This window comes from Streptomyces sp. CNH189 (assembly GCF_000527195.1).
In genome coordinates this window covers 16,759-34,020 of sequence record NZ_AZUS01000018.1, presented here as the reverse complement: position 1 = coordinate 34,020, position 17,262 = coordinate 16,759, and the positions used below count along the sequence as shown (strand labels likewise).

The following is a 17,262-nucleotide window of genomic DNA, read 5'->3' as shown; positions in this document are numbered from 1 at the left end:
TCACCGGCCGGGGACGGCCACATGATCTTCCGCCGATGGGGTTCCGTGGCCGTCACCCGGCGGGCGGGGAACCGGGTTCGGGCCGGTCCGGCGGCGTCAGGCGAGGGAGTCGAGCGGATTGGCGGCCACCCGCCCGGCGAGGCCCGAACGCACCGCCCCGGCGGCGCTGCTCTCCGGTTTGCGGGCGGCCTGGGCCTCGAAGCAGACCAGGAACTCCACGGGGAGACCGAGTCGCGGATAGCGCTCCAGCACCTCGGCCCGGAACGCGGCCGGATAGGAGTCGGCCTCCCGGCCGACGATCTCGGTCGCCGTCGCGCGCGCCAGCAGGTGCCCCTCCGGGTCCGCCGACACCTCCACCTCCGGCCACATGTGCCGGACGATCACCTCCGCCAGACGGGTGCGGCGCGCGGCCGGCCAGCCGGCGCCGGCCGCGAAGACCGCGGCGACCTGGCCGCCGGCCTCCTCGAACGCGACCGTGTGGCTGTCGAACACCGGCACCAGGGCGATGTCGTGGAGCAGGGCGGCGACGTAGAGGAGTTCCGGGTCGAAGGGGATGCCGTCCGCCGTGCCGCGCGCCGCGGCCCACAGGTAGGACCGCTGCGCGTGGTGGAGCATCGCGGGTGAGTAGTGGGCGGCCGCCACCTCCAGGGCGGCGGCGGCCGTCGCGCCGTCCGGTACCGGCAGCGCGTCGAGCGTCGGACGGGTCACCGTGCGTCCGCCTCGGTGGGGCCTTCCTGCACCACGCGGACGATCGTCCTGCCGTGCCTGCCGCGGCCGGGCGCGAACGCCTCGGGAACCTCCTCCAGCGGCCGGACCTCGGCGACGGCGGGCTTCAGCCGGCCCTCCCGTACCCGCTGCACCAGGTCGGCGAGCCGGGCGCGGTCGGGTTCGACGACGAAGAAGACGGCCCTGCCGTCCGCGGGCCGGACCGTGGGCGGCGCGGCGATCGTGACGAGGGTGCCCCCGGCGCGCACGAGTGCCGCCGAGCGATCGAGGACGGTCCCGCCGATGACGTCGAGCACCAGGTCGACCTCTCCGACGGCCTCGAGCTGCTCGGACTCCAGGTCGAGGAAGACGTGGGCGCCCAGGCCGAGCGCGGTGTGCCGGTCGGCGGCCCGTCCGGTGGCGATCACCCGCGCGCCGGCCTCGCACGCCAGCTGCACCGCGACCGAACCCACGCTTCCGGCGGCGCCGTGGATCAGCACCGTCTGTCCGGCGGTGAGCCGCCCGTGGTCGAACAGGCCCTGCCACGCGCTCAGTCCGGAGATGGGCAGCGCGGCGGCGACGACGTGGTCGACGTCGGCGGGCAGCGGGGCCAGGTTGCGGGCCTCGACGGCGGTGTACTCGGCCAGGGATCCGTCACGGGCCCAGTCCGCCATGCCGAAGACGTGCTGGCCGACCGACAGTCCGGTGGTGCCGTAGCCCAGCTGCTCCACCACCCCCGACAGTTCGTGTCCGGGCACGCTGGGGGTACGCGCGCGGCCGGCGCGGTCGGCCCAGGTCGACGGCCAGTCGAGTTCCCCCCGGGTGAAGCCGGCGGCGTGCACCCTTACGACGACGTCGTTCTCGGCGGCGTGGGGGTAGGGCAGTTCGGTGAGCGTGAGTCCCTGGACACCCGCGTCGGGGTCGTGGACGGTGATGGCGCGCATGGAAGTCCTCGGAGGTTACGGGGTGGTCGGGGCACCAGCACCATCCCCTCGCGGGTCCGCGAGGGGACGTGCCGTGCCGTGCTCTCGACCGTATGCACCAGCCGATCCCTCCGTGTGGGCCACTTCGCGGGTGGGCCGTTGTGCCACTTGTCACCGGCCCGGGCATCCCGGGCTCCGGCCGGACGGCCCCCGGGAACACACCGGCTCCTGCGGTAGTTGTCGCGCGTATGACCACGACGACGTCACGGCCCGAAGTGCTGCGCTACACCGCCTTCTCCAGCGACCCCGCGGGCGGGAACCCCGCCGGTGTCGTGCTCGACGCCAGTGCCCTGGACGACGGGGACATGCTGGCCGTCGCCGCCGAAATCGGCTACTCGGAGTCCGCCTTCCTCACCGCGCCCCCGGAGGGTCTCGGCGGGGAGGAGGGACGGGCGTACACCGTCCGCTTCTTCAGCCCGAAGGCCGAGGTGCCGTTCTGCGGACACGCGACGGTCGCGGCGGCCCTCGCGCTCGCCGAGCGGCTGGGCCCCGGGCCGCTGGTCTTCGCGACACCGGCCGGCACCGTGCCGGTGGACGTGACGGAGGAGGGCGACACGCTGCGGGCCACGCTCACGAGCGTCGAACCGCACCTCGAGGACGTCACCGACGCCGATCTGGCGGAGGCGCTGGCCGCGCTGGACTGGCCCGCCACCGACCTCGACCCGGCGTTCCCGCCCCGCATCGCGTTCGCCGGCGCCCGCCATCTCGTCCTGGCGGCGGCCACCCGCGCCCGTCTGGCCGACCTGGCCTACGACTTCGAGCGCCTCGAAGCCCTGATGCACCGCCTCGACCTGACCACCGTGCAGCTGGTGTGGCGGGAGTCGCCCGGCCTGTTCCACGTCCGCGACCCCTTCCCCGTGGGCGGGGTCGTCGAGGATCCGGCCACCGGCGCCGCGGCCGCCGCGTTCGGCGGGTACGCCCGTGAGCTGGGCCTGGTCCCCGAGGACGCCGTGCTCACCCTGCGCCAGGGTGAGGACCTGGGCCGTCCCGGCGAACTCACGGTGACGCTGCGGGCCGGCGACCCGCGCGTGCGGGTCAGCGGCGCGGGAACCCGCATCGGCTGACGGCACGAGGCGGCCGGGGCGCCCCGCGCGGAGTGTGTGGTGGCGGGGTGCCGGACGCGGCGTGACACTGAGGTGGACTACCCCGAGCGACAGGTGGGGCCATGCCCGCAGCAGCCACGCAGTCCGTCGAAGAGGCGATCGAGGTCGCCGTTCCGGTGCACACCGCGTACAACCAGTGGACCCAGTACAAGACCTTCCCCCGCTTCATGCGCTGGGTGAAGGGCGTCGAGCAGCTCAGGCCGAACCTCACCCGGTGGGTGATCGGCGCCGGCTGGGTGAGCTACACGTACACGGCCGAGATCGTGGAGCAGCGGCCTGACGAGCTGATCGCGTGGCGGGGGCTCGGCCGCTGGGCCGGGCACCGGGGCGAAGTGGCGTTCCGCTCCGTGGGGACGGAACACACCGAGATCGTCGTGCGCATGGGGTCCCTGCCGCACCCCGCCAAGCGGCACCTGCTGCACCGGATCCCGGTGACGGCGCGCGTGGTGCGGGCCGAGCTGGGCCACTTCAAGTGGTTCATCGAAGGGCTGGGGCAGGAGAGCGGCGCCTGGCGCGGGGTCATCCGCAACGGGCAGGTGCAGCCTCTGGAGGCGGAGCCGCCGCGGAGCAGGGTGGCGGGCTGGCCCGTCGGCTGACCCACCGCCCGCGGCCCGTCCCGCTGTCGTCACGGCGGTAGCGGACATCCCGGAAAAAAGCCCGGAATCGGCTGAGCGGTTCCGGGCGGGCGGGGAACCCGGCGGTCGGAACCGACCCGAGGAGCGACCCGATGAGCACCCCGGACGACAAGGATTTGACCCATCCGCTGGAACAGGTGACCGGCGAGAAGGACGTCACTCCCGAGGAGGAGAAGCGCCAGGACCGGAAGGCGTCCGGCGACACCGACGCACAGGGCGCCGCCGGCTCCGGCGACGACACGTCCGGAGGCTGACCATGACCGTGAGCGCCGCCTCGATCTCCCTCCAGGACGCCGACGCGCTCGGCGGTGACGACAGCATCCTGATGCGCCAGCGCCGGGACCACGCACGGCTCGACGCGATGATCAGCCGCTGCCAGTCCGAGGACCTCCCGGCCGACGAACTGGACGCGCTCTGGCTCGACATCGTGCAGCTGGTGTTCAGCCACGCCTTCGCCGAGGAGACCGTGCTGTGGCCGCTGCTGCGGCGCGTGGCACCGGACGGGGAGGCGCTCACGCGTCAGGTCGAGGAGGAGCACCAGGAGATCAACGAGCTGATCGCGCGGATCGAGCGGTCCCCGGACGACCCCCGGCGCGCGGAGTGGCTCCAGCAGGCGTTCGCCCTCATCCGGCAGGACATCCGCGACGAGGAGGACGAGCTCCTGCCGCACCTGCGGGTGGCGTTCGACGACCGCAAGCTGCGACGCATCGGCGCCACGTGGGAGGCCGTGCGGGCGACCGCCCCGACCCGGCCGCACCCCGGTGTGCCGCGGCGCCCGCCCGGGAACGCCCTGCGCGGTGTGCCGCTGAGCGCCTTCGACCGGCTGCGCGACCTGGCGCCGGGCAGCGGTCCGACCGCCCGGCGCGCCTCCCTCGTGGCGGCCGGAGTGGTGGCGGCGGGTGGCGCCGTCGTCCTGGCGGTGCGGTTCGCCCGCCGTACGCGCGGCTGAGCAGACGTCGGCGGCGGCCGCGCGACAACGCGCCGGGCGCCGCCCTTCGTTCGCTGTGGTTCACTCCCGGCCCGGATTCACTCCGGGCCGGGAGTGAATCCGGGCCGGGATTCACTCCGGGCCGGGAGTCGGTTTCACTCCGGGGGTTCGGCGTCGCGTCCCTGGCGGGAGCCCGCGTAGGCCGCGTCGCGCAGGCGGTTGAGGCGTCCCGCCGGGTGCAGTCCGGGCAGGCTGTGCGCGTTGGGGTCGTAGGACAGCGTGGCGTCCGCGGGGGCGGCGTACACCGCGTCGAGGGTGAGCGAGGCGAACGGCCGCCAGGGTTCACCGGCGGCGGCCGCGCACAGCCGGAAGCGGACGGGGCGGCGGGCGAGTTCCCGCCACAGCGTCGGCTGCGGGGTGTGCGGCGGGCCGTGCACCGGGAAGGCGGCGAGGACGCGTTCGCATCCTCCGGTCCGGTAGGGCAGCAGGGTGGAGTACGCCCCGGTGAGGGCGTCGGGCCGGAGCAGCGGCAGATGCCGGCCGAGCCGGCCCGCGCCGCTGGACGTGAACAGCAGGTCGAGCGGCCGGCCGGGTCCGCCGGCGTCCTCGACGCGGACGGCCAGGCCCAGCGCGTCCGGCAGCCGCCGGGGTGTGCCCAGGGCGCGGGACCAGCGCACGGTCACCGGGTAGGAGGCGTGCCGGTCCAGCCACGGCACGCCCCAGACGGCGTCGCCGCGGCCGGACACGTGCAGGGTGCCGGAGCAGAGCACCCCGGTCGAGTGCACGGCGGGCGCGCCCCGCCACCGGGCCACCCGTTCGGCGGCCCGGTGGGCGGTCTCGTGCACGGTGCCCACGGGCGGTTCAGGCCCCGGGGCGGATGACCGCGCGGACACAGCCGTCGGTCTTGTGCTTGAACATGTCGTACGCCGTGGGGGCGTCGTCGAGGGACACCGAGTGGGTGGCCAGGTGGGCGGTGGAGATCTCACCGGCGGCGAGCCGGTCGAGCAGCATCGGAAGGTAGCGCTGCCCGTGCATCTGGGCGCCGCGCACGGTGAGCCCCTTGTTGATCACGGCGCCGAGCGGGAACTTGTCGACCGCGCCCGCGAAGACGCCCAGGATGAACACCGTTCCCGCCTTGCGGCAGGCGTGGATGGCCTGACGTACGGCGGTGGGGCGGTCCGTCTGCAGCCGGAGCTGCTGCTTGGCCTGGTCGTACAGGTGCATGGGGCCGTCGCTGTGGGCCTCCATGCCGACCGCCTCGATGCACACGTCGGGGCCCCGCCCTCCGGTGCGTTCGCGCAGTTCCGCGGCGACGTCGGTGGTGGTGTAGTCGATGGTCTCCGCGCCGACGTACCGCTCGGTCATCTCCAGCCGCTCGGGGATGCGGTCGATGGAGATGACGCGTTCCGCGCCGAGCAGGATCGCCGCCCGCGCCGCCATCTGTCCCACGGCGCCGCAGCCCCAGACGGCCACCACGTCGCCGGGCTTCACGCCGGCCAGGTCCGCTCCCATCCATCCGGTGGGCACGGAGTCCGACAGGAAGAGGGCGCTGGTGTCGTCGATGCCCTCGGGGACGGTGAAGGCACCGTAGTCGGCGAACGGGACCCGTACGTACTCGGCGTGGCTGCCGCGCAGGCCGCCCATGGCGTGCGAGTAGCCGAAGATGCCGGCGGTCTCGTAGCCGAACAGGGCCTGCCCGATGCCCGGGTTGGTGTTGCTGTTGTCGCACAGGGACCACAGGTCGTTGGCGCAGTACCAGCAGCGGCCGCAGCCGATGAACGAGCAGACGACGACCCGGTCGCCCACCTTGTGCTTGCGCACCGCGGACCCGGTCTCGACGACCTCGCCGACGAACTCGTGGCCGATGACGTCGCCGGCCCGCATCGCCGGGATGTACCCGCCGATGAGATGCAGGTCGGAACCGCAGGTGGTGCCCGCGATCAGCCGTACGACGATGTCCTGGTCGTTGCGCAGTTCCGGGTCGGGGACCTGCTCGACGGACAGCTTGTTGACGCCTTCCCAGCACAGGGCCTTCACAGCACTCCCTCCCCGCCGGACCGGCGGCTGAGCAGTCCGACGAGCCGGCCGCCCGGGGTGGGCCGCGTCGTCGGCGGTGTGTCGGGGAGCATGACCTCCCCGGTCTCCAGGACGGCCTTGGCCTCGCGCAGCGCGAGCCGCACCTCCTGGCGCGGGTCCTGCCCGGCGAGGCGGGCGGGCACGGAGGCAGACGTGGGAGGCGTCGGCTCCTTGAGGCGGGCGGCGAGTTCGGTGCCGCGGTCGCCGGGCGCAGGGCTCAGCCGTACGTCGACGCGGTCGGCGAGCCGTTCGAGGGCGTCCGGCAGCTTTCCGTCCTGCCGCACGTCCTCCATCGGACGGTTCACCGTCACCGTCAGCCAGCGGTCACCCGCCCGGTCGTCCCCGCCGCGTGCCGCCGCACCGGCCTTCCGGGCCGCCGCGACGCCGACGGCGGCGACGGGAACCATCCACAACGCCCTCTTCATGTACTGCCTCCTGCTCGGAAACGCCTCATCGTGGGCGCCGGGTTTCCGCGGCGGGTGAGGCGAAACGGCGCCGGGCCGACGTCGGCGGCGGTCACGGGGCGGGCCGGAGGCCCGGGGCACGCACGGCCGGGATCAGTGACCGGTCGCCCTGTCCACGAGGGCCCCGTACGTCAGTTGCAGCGCGTCCGCGCCCGCCAGCGCGGTCAGGGCCCCCATGGCGGTGCGGGTGGCGCGCGGCCACAGGAGCTGTCCCGCCGTGAGGCCGGAGGCGACCCAGACGCTCACGCAGAAGGGGCAGGTCACCAGTTCGCCGACCGTGGCCTTGCGGTCGTCGGACCGTGCCTCCTCGTGCAGTTCCGCGGGTCCCTGCGGGCCGACGAAGGTGGTGAAGGGGGCGCGCAGCGGGCTGGTCACCGACGCTTTGCTCAGCAGCCGGCTCAGCCGGAACGTGGCGACGGCGGTCAGTGCCACGTCCCACGGCACCGGCCGGTCCGGCAGCGGGCGGCCACGCCGCCGCACCACCAGGGCCCAGCCGGTGGTGTAGGCGGCGAACGCCGACATGGCGACGAGGTAGCCGCGGATCGGACGCTCGCCGTCCTCCGCGTACGTGTGCTCGACGCGGCGCAGCATCCCCTTCACCCGCGTCACGGCACCGCCCTCGGCCGTCCTGGTCACGACGTCCGTCCTCCGTCCGTCCCCGGCGTCGCCCCGGCCGTCGCCGTACCGTCCACGGTGTCCGGTACGCCGTCGCCGGGCAGGCGGATCTCGACGTGCCCGTCGGTCACGCGGGTGTCGAAGGCGGGCTGGGGCGCGGTGGCGGGGCCCTCGACGTTCCAGCCGTCGGAGAGCCGGAACACGCTGCCGTGCCAGGGGCAGCGGACGCAGCCGTCGGCGACGGTGCCCTCGGACAGCGGTCCGGCCAGGTGGCTGCACCGTTCGGCCAGCGCGTGCACCTCCCCGCCGGCCTCCCGCACCACCAGCACCGGCACGTCGTCCACGACGCGCCGTACGGGCTCGCCCACCGGGAACTCGTCCACGCCGCCGACGCGGTGCCAGCCGTCGCTGACGACGTGCGGCACCTCCTCGGCGTGGTTGACGCCCGCCGCCTGCCGGTACGCCAGGTGGCCGCCGAGGAGGCCGCCGACGCCGACCGCGGTCAGCCCGAGGAACCCGAGGGCGCGTCCCGCCGTGCCCCGGCCGGTCATGCGCAGGACGAGGGAGGCGCCGTAGAGCCCCACGGCCGTCGTGTTGGCCACGGCGTGCACCAGGCCCACCCGCTGCTGCTCGCGGCGGAGTTCCGCCCAGTCGACAAGGCCCGTCACGGCGGCGGGGGCGGCACCGGCCAGGCCGACGGCCACCAGGAGGTCCGCCTGCCGGGATCGGCCGGGTGTGAGGTCGAGAACGGCGGCCGACATCCAGCTGCCGATGGGCAGATGGATCGACATCGGGTGCACGGGGTGGCCGAGCCACGTGCCGTGGAGTACGTCCCGGACGCGTCCGAGCGGCAGCGCGCGGACGCGTGCGCCGAGCGCGTCGATCAGCTTGTCCCGGCCGGGATCGCGCTCCAGCGCGTCCAACAGCCACAGCATCCGGTTCTGACCCATGAGGGGGCGCCCAGGCTTCTTGCTCATGGGCGCTGAGTTTCCCCACGCGCGCCGCGCAAACAGCGGGATGAGTGCGGGCGGCCGCGGGCAGGTCAGCGGACCCGCAGGCGCACACGGGGCCAGGAGGTGTTGACGTAGCCCTTGGGGTTCCACAGAGCGGTCGGTGACGCGGGCATGCCCGCTCCGGTGGTGTCCCACGCCCGGGCCAGGACGTCCGCGTCACCGGACGGCAGGTCGAGGGTGAGGTGCCACTGCTGCCAGGCCCCCGGCCCCGCGGGCTCGTCGAGTGCCGCCCGGGACCAGGCGCGGCCGCCGTCCGTGGACACCTCGACCCGGGCGACGGTGCGCCCGGGGCCGGCGAGCGCGTAGCCGGTGACCTCGACCGGACCGCGGGGCACGAGGGCGCCGTCCTGCGGGGTCAGGACGGCGCAGTTGAGCGGGAACGGCCCGAGGGTGACTCCCTCGGCGCCGGCCTCGGCCGGGGGGAGGCGGTAGGCGGTGGTCTGGAACCAGCCGTCGGACGGGGTGGTGCGCGCGGTGACGCGGGTCAGCCATTTGACGCTGCGGGCGCCGATCCAGCCCGGCACGACCACGCGCAGGGGCGCGCCGTGGACGTCGGGCAGTGGCGCGCCGTTCATCGCCCAGGCCAGCAGCACGTCCGGCTCCGTCGCCCTCTCGCGCGGGACGGACACGTCGTACGGCTGGGGCGGGTCGGCGGACGGGGAGACGTCGGGGGCGTGGAAGGCGATATGGACCGCCTCCGGGGCGACGCCGACGTGGGCGAGGACGTCGGCGAGGCGCACGCCGTGGAACTGGGCCGTCGACGCGGCGCCCGGCCCCCAGGGTGTCTCGCCGGGGATGTCGCGGACGGTCATCAGGCCGGCGCGCCGGTTGCCCGCGCACTGCAGGGTGACCGTCGCCCCGGTTTCCTCGAAACGGTCCCGCAGCTCGTCCAGGGACAGCCGCAGCGGGCGCGCCACCAGGCCGTCGACGGTGAGCCGCCAGTCCGCCGGGTCGAGCCGGGGCACGGGTCCGTGGCTGCGGCTGTAGAAGGTGTCGACGGGGGTGACAGGCGCGCCGGCCAGGGCGGAGCCGGGCGGTTCCGCGTTGAACGGCTCTCGTCCGTGGACCACCATGTCGTCCCGCTTGCCCCACATGCCCATGGTGGTGATTGTCCGCCTCTCCCCGGCGGACCGCCCGGTCAGGCGTCCCCCATGACCAGGCCCTCGATGGTGTGCTTCTGCGTCACCGGCACCAGGACGTCGACGACCGGGCAGTCCAGGTGGCGCCGGACCCGCTCGGGCAGCGTCTCCCAGTAGGCGCGGGTGACGGCGGTGTCGTGCCGTTCGCCGTTGGTCGCGTCGGGGCCGTCGACACCCAGGACGAGGACGGGGCGCGCCTTGGCGGAGTGGTTCTTGGTGCCGCGGTGGATGGTCAGGGCGCTGCGCGCGGAGATGTCGCCGCGCCGCGGGTACTTGCGCACCGCCCGTTCCTCGTAGCGCGGGTGGTGCGTCCGGGGCGGGAACATGCCGTGGCCGAACTCCGGGCTGTCGTCCCACTGGGTGCCGGGGGCGATCTCGAAGGGGCCCATGTCCTCCTCGGTGTCGACCGCGGTCACGTTGAAGGCGAGGGAGGTCAGCCGCCGCTCGGCGCGGGTCTCCTCGGGCATGGGGAAGTCGCGGTGCCACGGCTGGTTGACGGCGCCTTCCAGCGGCACGTCGAAACCGACCTCGACGATGCGGTAGTCGGGGCCGAGGACCGCCGTGCAGACGGAGCGCACCCAGGGATGGTCGACGAGGTCGACGAAGCCGCGCAGCTGTTCGGGATGGATCTCCACGTAGTAGCGGTGGGGTCCGCGTCCGACCGCGCCGCCGGGGCGGCCGCGGGCCTCCTCGAAGGCCGCCTCGATGTCCTCGCGCAGCCGGTCGGCCCACTCGGGGGTGAAGGCGCCCTTGCGGGCGGTGATGCCGTCCTCGTAGAGGGCCTGGACGTCGGCCGCGACGTCGACGTCGAGCTCGGCCGGCGCGATGCCGGGGTGGGCGTACGGGCTCATGCGTGCCTCCTTGCGGCGGAACCTGTGGAGGTACCGGGCCGGGTACCTCCCCGCACCCATGTTGCATCGTTGATTTCAACGTGGCAATAGGTCGGTGCCGGGTCATGGTCCACGCGCCGGGGCGCATGCCACGATGTGCGGGTGAGCAGCAGCCTGAAAGACGTGGCGGCGCGCGCGGGGGTCTCCGCGCGCACGGTGTCGAACGTGGTCAACGGTTCCGCCCGGGTGGCGCCCGAGACCCGCCGACGGGTGCAGAAGGCGATCGACGAGCTGGGGTACCGCCCCAACCTCGCGGCCCGGAGCCTGAGGGCGGGACGGACCGGCATCATCGGCCTGGCGATCCCGGAGCTGCACTCCCCCTACTTCGCCGAGCTGGCCGGCCTGCTCGTGGACGAGGCGCGCCGCCGGTCGTGGACGGTGGTCATCGACCAGACCCGGGGCGACGCCGAGGCGGAACGGCGGCTGCTCACCGGTGACGGAGGCCGGGTGATGGACGGTCTGATCATCAGTCCCTGGGCGCTGCCGGCCGAGGACATCACCGCCGCCGCACGCCCCCTGCCCGTGGTGCTGCTCGGCGAGCGCGACCCGCAGGGCCTGGCGGACCGGGTGGCCGTCGACAACGTGGCCGCGGCGGACGAGGCCACCACGCACCTGCTGTCCCTGGGCCGGCGCCGCGTCGCCGCCATCGGCCTGCAGCCCCACCTGCGCAACGGCACGGCCGAGCTGCGCGCCGAGGGCTACCGTACGGCGCTGCGGCGTGCCGGGATCACCCCGGACGCCGCGTGGGAGCGCCCGGTGACGGCGTTGCACCGGGGCGACGGTGCCCGGGCGATGGCCGAACTCCTCGACTCCGGCGACGCGCCCGACGCGGTGTTCGCGTTCAGCGACGAACTGGCGCTGGGCGCGCTGCACGCGGCGCACGTCCGGGGGGTGCGGGTGCCGGAGGACCTGGCGGTCGTCGGGTTCGACGACATCGAGGACGGCCGGTACGCCCGGCCGACGCTCACCACCGTCTCGCCCGACAAGCAGCAGATCGCCGCGCGGGCGCTGCAGTGCCTCGCCGACCGCGTCTACAGCCCGCTCAACGACGTGCCCGCCGCCGACCTCACGGTCCCGCACCGGCTGGCCGTCCGCGGGAGCACGGTGGCTTCGGCCGGCTAGGGCGGGGCGGCGGGCTGGTTTTGTGCGCCACCGGGTGTGCGCGTGGCCCGGCCGGGGAACATGTTCGCCCTGTTCGGGCGTGCGAGAGGACTCCATGTGACTGCGTCGGCGTCAGGGGCGGGCGACCGGCAGCCCGGTGCCCGGGAGGACGACCACCAGCCGGATCCGCAGCGGTGGCGTGCCCTGTGGGTGACGCTCGTCGCCGGTTTCATGAGCCTGCTCGACGTCACGATCGTGGCGGTCGCGCTGCCCACCGTGCAGACCGATCTGGGGGCCTCCCCCGCACAGGTCCAGTGGGTGGTGTCCGGCTACGCCCTCACTTTCGCGCTCGCCCTCGTCACGGCGGGCCGGCTGGGCGACGCCCTGGACCGGCGGAAGATCTTCCTGATCGCCCTGTGCGGCTTCGTGCTGTTCAGCGCGGCCTGCGGCGCGGCGCCCGACATCACCCTGCTGGTCGTCGCCCGCCTCGCCCAGGGTCTGGCGGCGGGGTTCATGGCGCCGCAGAACTCGGCCCTCATCCAGCAGATGTTCCGGGGCGCCGAACGGGGCCGCGCCTTCGGTTACTTCGGCGCCACCGTCGGCATCTCCTCGGCGTCCGGGCCGATCGTCGGCGGTGCGATCCTCGCGCTGGCCGACGGCATGCAGGGATGGCGGTGGATCTTCTACGTCAACGTGCCCATCGGCGTCCTCGCCGTGCTGCTGGGGCGCCGCCTGCTGCCGCGGACCCGCACGTCGGGGCGGGGCCATGTGGACGTGCCGGGCGTGCTGCTGCTCGGGCTCGGCGTGCTGTCGTTCATGTTCCCGCTGGTGCAGGCGGAGGCGGGCGGGCTGAGCCGCATGTGGTGGCTGTTCCTCGTCGGCGCCGCGATCCTCGCCGTCTTCGTCCGCCGGCAGCGCCGTCTGCTCGCCCGGGGGGCCACCCCGCTGCTCGACCCGCGGCTGTTCAGCACGGTGCGCGGTTACGCCATCGGCGCGGGCGTCGGCACGCTGTACTTCATCGGCTTCAGCGGCGTCTGGCTGGTCTTCGCGCTGTTCTACCAGCACGGTCTGCATTACTCGCCGCTGGAGTCCGGGCTCGCCGTGACACCGTTCGCCATCGGTTCGGCCGGGGCCGCGGTGATCTCCGGGCGTCTCGTCGACCGGTTCGGGCGTCTGCTCACCGTGTGGGGGCTCGCGGGGGTGATCGTGGGGCTCGGCACCACCGCCCTGCTGCTGCGGTTCGCGCCCCTGGACATCGCCCCCTGGCTCGCCGCCCCGGCACTGTTCGTCGGCGGCATCGGCGGGGGCTTCGTCGTCTCCCCCAACATCACCATGACGCTGCGGGACGTGCCCGTGCGGATGGCGGGCGCGGCCGGCGGCGCTTTGCAGACGGGGCAGCGGCTCGGCGCCGCGGTGGGCACGGCGGCCCTGCCGGGCCTCTTCTACCTGATGCTCGCCCGCAACGACGACTTCCAGGTCTCCCTGTTCATCGCGCTGACTGCCGCCCTGACGGCGATGCTGGCCTCGCTCGCCCTGGCGGCGTACGACTGGCTGCGCGACCGGCGGATGCGCCAGGCGCACGCGAAGTGCCCGGAGGAGGTCGCGAACAGCCCGGTGCACGCCCGGCAGATCTGAGCGCCCCGGCGGACCGCGGGGCCTGAGTGCCCTGGCGGGCCGCGGGGGCGTCCTGGTCACCGGCTTGAGCGGCTCGGCGGACGGCGGGGGGGGTCCGGCTCACGGCGTGAGCGGCCCGGCGGGCGGCGGACGACGGGGGCGGCCCGGTCACCGGCCGGGCGCGGCCCCCGGGTGCAGGGCGATCTTTCCGACGTGGTTCCTGCGGGCCAGTTCCTCCTGCGCCCGCGCGGCCTGGTCCAGCGGGTACACCGCGGCGACGACCGGCTCGACGGCGGCCTGCCGGGCCATGTCCATGAGCAGCCCGAAGTGGGCCCGCGTGTGCATCGCCGAGCCGATCACCTGGGCGTTGTGCAGGTAGAGACGGCGTACGTCGAGGTGCACCCCGTAGCCGCCGAGCGCCCCGGCGATCACCCACCGTCCGCCTTCGCGCAGCAGCGGCACACCGTCGCTCACCAGGTCCCCGGCGACGACGTCGAGCGCGACGTCGATGCCGTCCGGCGCGGCGGCACGGATCTGCCCGACGACGTCCCCGGCCCGGTCGACGACGGCGTGCGCCCCCGCCTCGCGCACCGCGTCGATCTTGGTGCCGCTGCTGACGGCGACCACCCGGGCACCTCGGGCGCGGGCGATCTGCACCAGCGCGAGCCCGACCCCGCCGGAGGCGCCCGAGACCAGCACGGTCTCACCCTCGCGCAGGCGCCCGCGCTCGACCATGCCCAGCGCGGTGCCGTACGCGGTCGGCAGGGAGGCGAGCTGGTCGTCGGTGAGCGGGGAGCCGGTGACGTCGTGCAGCTGGTCCAGCGGGGCGGTGACGAACTCGGCGTATCCGCCGTCGCGTTCGCTGCCCATGAGGCCCACCGGGTGGGCGTCCGGGCCGTCTCCGTCGTAGACCGCCGGGTCGACCACCACGCGGCGGCCGACGAGGCCCTCGTCGGCCCCGGAGCCCACCGCCGCCACCCGGCCCGCGACGTCGGCGCCCTGGATGCGGGGAAAGTCGACCGGCCCCCGCCAGCCCGACCGGGCCTCCGGATCCCCGGGCCGGCCGTAGGCGCCCTCGCGGGTCCACAGATCGGTGTTGTTCAGGGCCACCGACGCGACGCGCACCAGCGCCTCGCCGGCCCGCGGTACGGGTACGGGCACGTCTGTCACTTCCAGCACCTCGGGTCCGCCGTGCCGTGTGATGCGTACCGCGCGCATGTACTCGGACAAGATTCTCACCTCACAGGTACACTGATCTGTATACTTTCACCTCCACCGTACACCGATCAGTGAAGGCCCGCGCGGATGGACCACAGCACCGATACGCCTCTCACCCCGGCCGGGCGCCGCATCGTGGCGGCGGCCGAGGAACTGTTCCACGAACGGGGCATCACGGCGGTCGGCGTGGACCTGATCGCCGAGCACTCCGGCGTGACCAAGCGGACGCTGTACAACCGGTTCGGCTCGAAGGACAACCTCGTCGCCGCCTACCTCGCCGAGCGCGACCGGCGCTGGCGGTCGGCGGTCCTCGCGGCGGTCGAGGCGAGCGGCGGCGCGGAGGAGGCCGTCACCGCGCCCTTCGAGACGCTGCGTGAGTGGAGCGCGACCGACCCCCGGGGATGCGCGTTCATCAACGCCCTGGCCGAGCTGCCCGATCCGGGACATCCAGCGCACCGCGTCGCCACGGACCAGAAGCGCTGGCTGCGGCGCCTCTTCGAGGAGTTGGCCGGCGCGGCGGGCTGCCCGGACCCGGCCTCCCTCGCCGCCCGCCTGCTCGTCCTGCACGAGGGTGCGCTCGCCACCCGGCCCCTCGGCCCCGGCACGCTCGCGACGGCCACGGACCTGGCCCGCGACCTGGTCCGCGCCGCCGTCCGCGCACGCGCCTGAGGCGGCTCGTCAGTCGGCGTCGCCGATCCCTGTCGCGGTGTCCTCCCGGACCACGACGACCGGGCAGGCCGCGTGCTGCGCACAGTGCTGCGCGACGGAGCCGAGGAGCAGCCCGGCGAACCCGCCCAGGCCCCGGCTGCCGACCACCAGCAGGGACGCGTCACGGGCCGCGCGCAGCAGCACGCCGGCCGGCGTTCCGTACTGCACCTCGGTGCGGACCTCCGCCGGCGGCCGTGCGCCCAGGGTCTCCTCGACACACCGGGTCAGGTCCTCGCGCGCCCTGGCCTCCAGCTCGTCCTCGTCCCCGCTCGACGGGGGCAGCCAGCCCAGCGCGCCGTGGTACTGCGGGTAGTCCCACGCGTTCAGGGCCCACACCGTCCCTCCGGTGAGCGTGGCCTGGCGCACCGCCCAGCGCAGCGCCTGCCGCGACGACGGCGAGCCGTCCACCCCGACCACGAAGCGGTCCGCCACCCCGTGCTGATCGTCCACGGTCTCTCCTCCACCTGTGCCCGGGCGGCCGGCCGGCTCCGGACCGCCCGCGCCTCACCCGGTCCCCAGCCTCCGGCTCCCGGCGGCGGATGCCGAGCCCAGCGGGTCCGGACGGGGCAGCGGGAAGGTGACCTCGGACGCGGGGCGGCCCCGCGGCAGGTCGCCCTCACCGCGGGGCCGCGCGGACGCGCCGGCCTCTCAGAGTTCCTGCACGAAGTACGGCTCCAGGGTCATCCAGCCGTTGCCGCGGGCGCCGTGACGGGTGCCGTCGTCGGTGCGGGCCAGGGTGTACCAGGAGTCGACGTAGTCCGGGTCGTCGGTCCACCAGTCGTCCGGGATCGCGTCCAGGACCGCGTTCACCAGCGGGATGTACGCGCCCTGGTCGGTGACGGTGAGCAGGACGGCGGCGATGGCCTTGGCGAGGTCGCGGTAGTTGGTGCCGCCGTCGTCCTCCATCATCACGGCGTCGGCCAGGTCGTACTTGTACGACGACCAGTTGACCAGGATCTGCTGGGGCCGGTAAACAACGCCGTCGTCGTCGAGGTACGGCATGTCGACCGGGTCGACCCGCACCTTGCCGTCGTGGCCGAAGCCGGTGACGAGGGTGTAGATCTCGGCGTCACCCTTGATCCAGGGCTCCTGGTCGTCGGAGAGCGAGACCGCGGCGACGCGGGTGGTCCAGAAGCCGGCGCCGGCAGCGGTGGCCGACGCGTCCCGCAGCGGAGTCCGCAGGGCCGTCGGGGCGGTCGACCGCACGCCGCGGCGGGTCAGCTCCTCGTTCAGGACGTCCAGGCCGGCGGCCAGCGCCCGGGAGCCGTCGAGGTCGACGACGTACACCGGGTGCGCGGGCGCCTCGCGCGCGTCCAGCGTGTGGATCCGGCCGTTGCTGTCGTACGCGGTGACGGGGCCGTCGTCCGAGGTGGCGGCGGCCACCCAGGGCCGCGTGCCGGCGGTGAGCGCTCCGCGCATCGAGGGGTCGCCGAGCCGCAGCCGCAGCAGCGGTCCGACGTCGGCGTCGAGGCCCTTGGCGGTGGCGATCCTGCGGTCGGCCGCGGCGAGGGTGGACCTCAGGGCGCCGTCGGCCAGGGCGGTGACGGCGACCTCCTCGGAGGCGAGCGCGGCCCGGCGGACGCGGGCGTTCCAGGCGGGGTCGGCGAGGGCGCCGGCGAGGGCCCGCGCGGCCAGGTCCTCCACCGCGTGCACCTCGGACGCGGGAGAGGCCGACGCGGGGGCGGGGGCTGCGGTGGCCGGGGCTGCGGCGGCCTGCGGGGCGCCGAGGGACTGGCCGGCGAACAGGACGGCCAGGGTCGTCGCCGCGACGGCGAGGGCGCCGCGGCGGCGGAGATGACGGGATCTCACGTGGATCGAGCCTCCTGGGACGAGTGAGGGGCGGGGCACTGCGTATGGAGCTCGTGAGCGGGACCGTGCGGGTGTCTATGCGGGTAGACCCGCGAGTAGAGATGATGACGCTGACATGACAGTCCGGCAAGGGGGCCTGCGCCACGGTGCGCCGGACGGGCGGTGCCGCCGCCCACGGCGGTGCGGCCTGCCCGCCACCCCGCCGTGTCCCGGCAGGATGGTGCGTCATGTGGCATCGGGGGCGCTCCGAGAGGCACGCAC

19 protein-coding genes are annotated in these 17,262 nt (G+C 74.6%); 7 read left to right on the top strand and 12 right to left on the bottom strand.

Annotated elements, in window-relative coordinates:
- Positions 1 to 96: 96 nt before the first annotated feature.
- Both B100_RS0123260 and B100_RS0123255 read right to left on the bottom strand, forming a co-directional pair.
- Complete coding sequence (locus B100_RS0123260; protein WP_078541128.1) at positions 97 to 708, bottom strand: HD domain-containing protein; 612 nt, start codon at positions 706 to 708, stop codon at positions 97 to 99.
- Positions 705 to 1,649 carry an NADP-dependent oxidoreductase gene (locus B100_RS0123255; protein ID WP_024886813.1) on the bottom strand — a complete coding sequence of 315 codons (945 nt, stop codon included), beginning with the start codon at positions 1,647 to 1,649 and terminating at the stop codon, positions 705 to 707. Before B100_RS0123255 ends, B100_RS0123260 begins: the two co-directional genes overlap by 4 nt.
- 227 nt (positions 1,650 to 1,876) lie before the next feature.
- Between B100_RS0123255 and B100_RS0123250 the strand changes: the two genes are divergently transcribed.
- From B100_RS0123250 to B100_RS0123235, 4 genes are all read left to right on the top strand, one after another.
- Entirely contained in the window at positions 1,877 to 2,752 is an 876-nt protein-coding gene (locus B100_RS0123250; RefSeq protein ID WP_024886812.1) for a PhzF family phenazine biosynthesis isomerase, read from the top strand.
- Positions 2,753 to 2,853: 101 nt separating this feature from the next.
- Positions 2,854 to 3,387 (top strand): SRPBCC family protein, encoded by a 534-nt coding sequence (locus tag B100_RS0123245; RefSeq protein WP_024886811.1) that lies wholly within the window; start codon positions 2,854 to 2,856, stop codon positions 3,385 to 3,387.
- Positions 3,388 to 3,518: 131 nt separating this feature from the next.
- Positions 3,519 to 3,680 carry a hypothetical protein gene (locus B100_RS37010; RefSeq protein ID WP_158686745.1) on the top strand — a complete coding sequence of 54 codons (162 nt, stop codon included), beginning with the start codon at positions 3,519 to 3,521 and terminating at the stop codon, positions 3,678 to 3,680.
- 2 nt (positions 3,681 to 3,682) lie between these two features.
- A complete protein-coding gene (locus B100_RS0123235; protein WP_037723328.1) occupies positions 3,683 to 4,375 on the top strand; it encodes a hemerythrin domain-containing protein in 693 nt (230 codons plus the stop codon).
- A gap of 134 nt (positions 4,376 to 4,509) precedes the next feature.
- On the opposite strand, the gene B100_RS0123230 is transcribed toward B100_RS0123235, so the two are convergent.
- The 7 genes from B100_RS0123230 to B100_RS0123200 all read right to left on the bottom strand — a co-directional run bounded on the left by B100_RS0123230 (position 4,510) and on the right by B100_RS0123200 (position 10,512).
- The gene (locus tag B100_RS0123230) at positions 4,510 to 5,208 is read right to left on the bottom strand and encodes a phosphodiesterase (protein ID WP_486585687.1); all 699 of its coding nucleotides are present in this window, start codon (positions 5,206 to 5,208) and stop codon (positions 4,510 to 4,512) included.
- Between the two features lie 7 nt (positions 5,209 to 5,215).
- Positions 5,216 to 6,391, bottom strand: coding sequence for a zinc-dependent alcohol dehydrogenase (locus B100_RS0123225; RefSeq protein ID WP_024886808.1), 1,176 nt, complete (start codon positions 6,389 to 6,391; stop codon positions 5,216 to 5,218).
- On the bottom strand, positions 6,388 to 6,855 hold the full coding sequence (locus B100_RS0123220; protein ID WP_024886807.1) for a hypothetical protein: 468 nt from the start codon (positions 6,853 to 6,855) through the stop codon (positions 6,388 to 6,390). Before B100_RS0123220 ends, B100_RS0123225 begins: the two co-directional genes overlap by 4 nt.
- A gap of 132 nt (positions 6,856 to 6,987) precedes the next feature.
- On the bottom strand, positions 6,988 to 7,530 hold the full coding sequence (locus B100_RS0123215) for a DUF1360 domain-containing protein (protein ID WP_486585686.1): 543 nt from the start codon (positions 7,528 to 7,530) through the stop codon (positions 6,988 to 6,990).
- Entirely contained in the window at positions 7,527 to 8,486 is a 960-nt protein-coding gene (locus B100_RS0123210; protein ID WP_051490038.1) for a Rieske (2Fe-2S) protein, read from the bottom strand. Before B100_RS0123210 ends, B100_RS0123215 begins: the two co-directional genes overlap by 4 nt.
- A gap of 65 nt (positions 8,487 to 8,551) precedes the next feature.
- Positions 8,552 to 9,622 carry a sulfite oxidase gene (locus B100_RS0123205; RefSeq protein WP_078541126.1) on the bottom strand — a complete coding sequence of 357 codons (1,071 nt, stop codon included), beginning with the start codon at positions 9,620 to 9,622 and terminating at the stop codon, positions 8,552 to 8,554.
- A 38-nt stretch (positions 9,623 to 9,660) separates the two neighbouring features.
- Entirely contained in the window at positions 9,661 to 10,512 is an 852-nt protein-coding gene (locus tag B100_RS0123200) for a phytanoyl-CoA dioxygenase family protein (RefSeq protein ID WP_024886803.1), read from the bottom strand.
- Positions 10,513 to 10,653: 141 nt separating this feature from the next.
- Between B100_RS0123200 and B100_RS0123195 the strand changes: the two genes are divergently transcribed.
- Both B100_RS0123195 and B100_RS0123190 read left to right on the top strand, forming a co-directional pair.
- Positions 10,654 to 11,673 carry a LacI family DNA-binding transcriptional regulator gene (locus B100_RS0123195; protein ID WP_024886802.1) on the top strand — a complete coding sequence of 340 codons (1,020 nt, stop codon included), beginning with the start codon at positions 10,654 to 10,656 and terminating at the stop codon, positions 11,671 to 11,673.
- 96 nt (positions 11,674 to 11,769) lie between these two features.
- Entirely contained in the window at positions 11,770 to 13,287 is a 1,518-nt protein-coding gene (locus tag B100_RS0123190; protein ID WP_024886801.1) for an MFS transporter, read from the top strand.
- A gap of 147 nt (positions 13,288 to 13,434) precedes the next feature.
- Here B100_RS0123190 and B100_RS0123185 read toward each other — a convergent pair whose 3' ends face one another.
- Positions 13,435 to 14,484, bottom strand: a complete 1,050-nt coding sequence (locus B100_RS0123185) for a zinc-binding dehydrogenase (RefSeq protein ID WP_037723354.1) — start codon at positions 14,482 to 14,484, stop codon at positions 13,435 to 13,437.
- An 87-nt stretch (positions 14,485 to 14,571) separates the two neighbouring features.
- On the opposite strand from B100_RS0123185, the gene B100_RS0123180 reads away from it, so the two are divergent.
- Positions 14,572 to 15,153 carry a TetR/AcrR family transcriptional regulator gene (locus B100_RS0123180; protein WP_024886799.1) on the top strand — a complete coding sequence of 194 codons (582 nt, stop codon included), beginning with the start codon at positions 14,572 to 14,574 and terminating at the stop codon, positions 15,151 to 15,153.
- Positions 15,154 to 15,162: 9 nt separating this feature from the next.
- On the opposite strand, the gene B100_RS0123175 is transcribed toward B100_RS0123180, so the two are convergent.
- Positions 15,163 to 15,642 carry a universal stress protein gene (locus tag B100_RS0123175; protein ID WP_024886798.1) on the bottom strand — a complete coding sequence of 160 codons (480 nt, stop codon included), beginning with the start codon at positions 15,640 to 15,642 and terminating at the stop codon, positions 15,163 to 15,165.
- Between the two features lie 198 nt (positions 15,643 to 15,840).
- Positions 15,841 to 17,001: a DUF3103 family protein gene (locus B100_RS0123170; RefSeq protein ID WP_024886797.1), complete on the bottom strand. Its 1,161-nt coding sequence runs from the start codon at positions 16,999 to 17,001 to the stop codon at positions 15,841 to 15,843.
- Positions 17,002 to 17,262 lie beyond the last annotated feature (261 nt).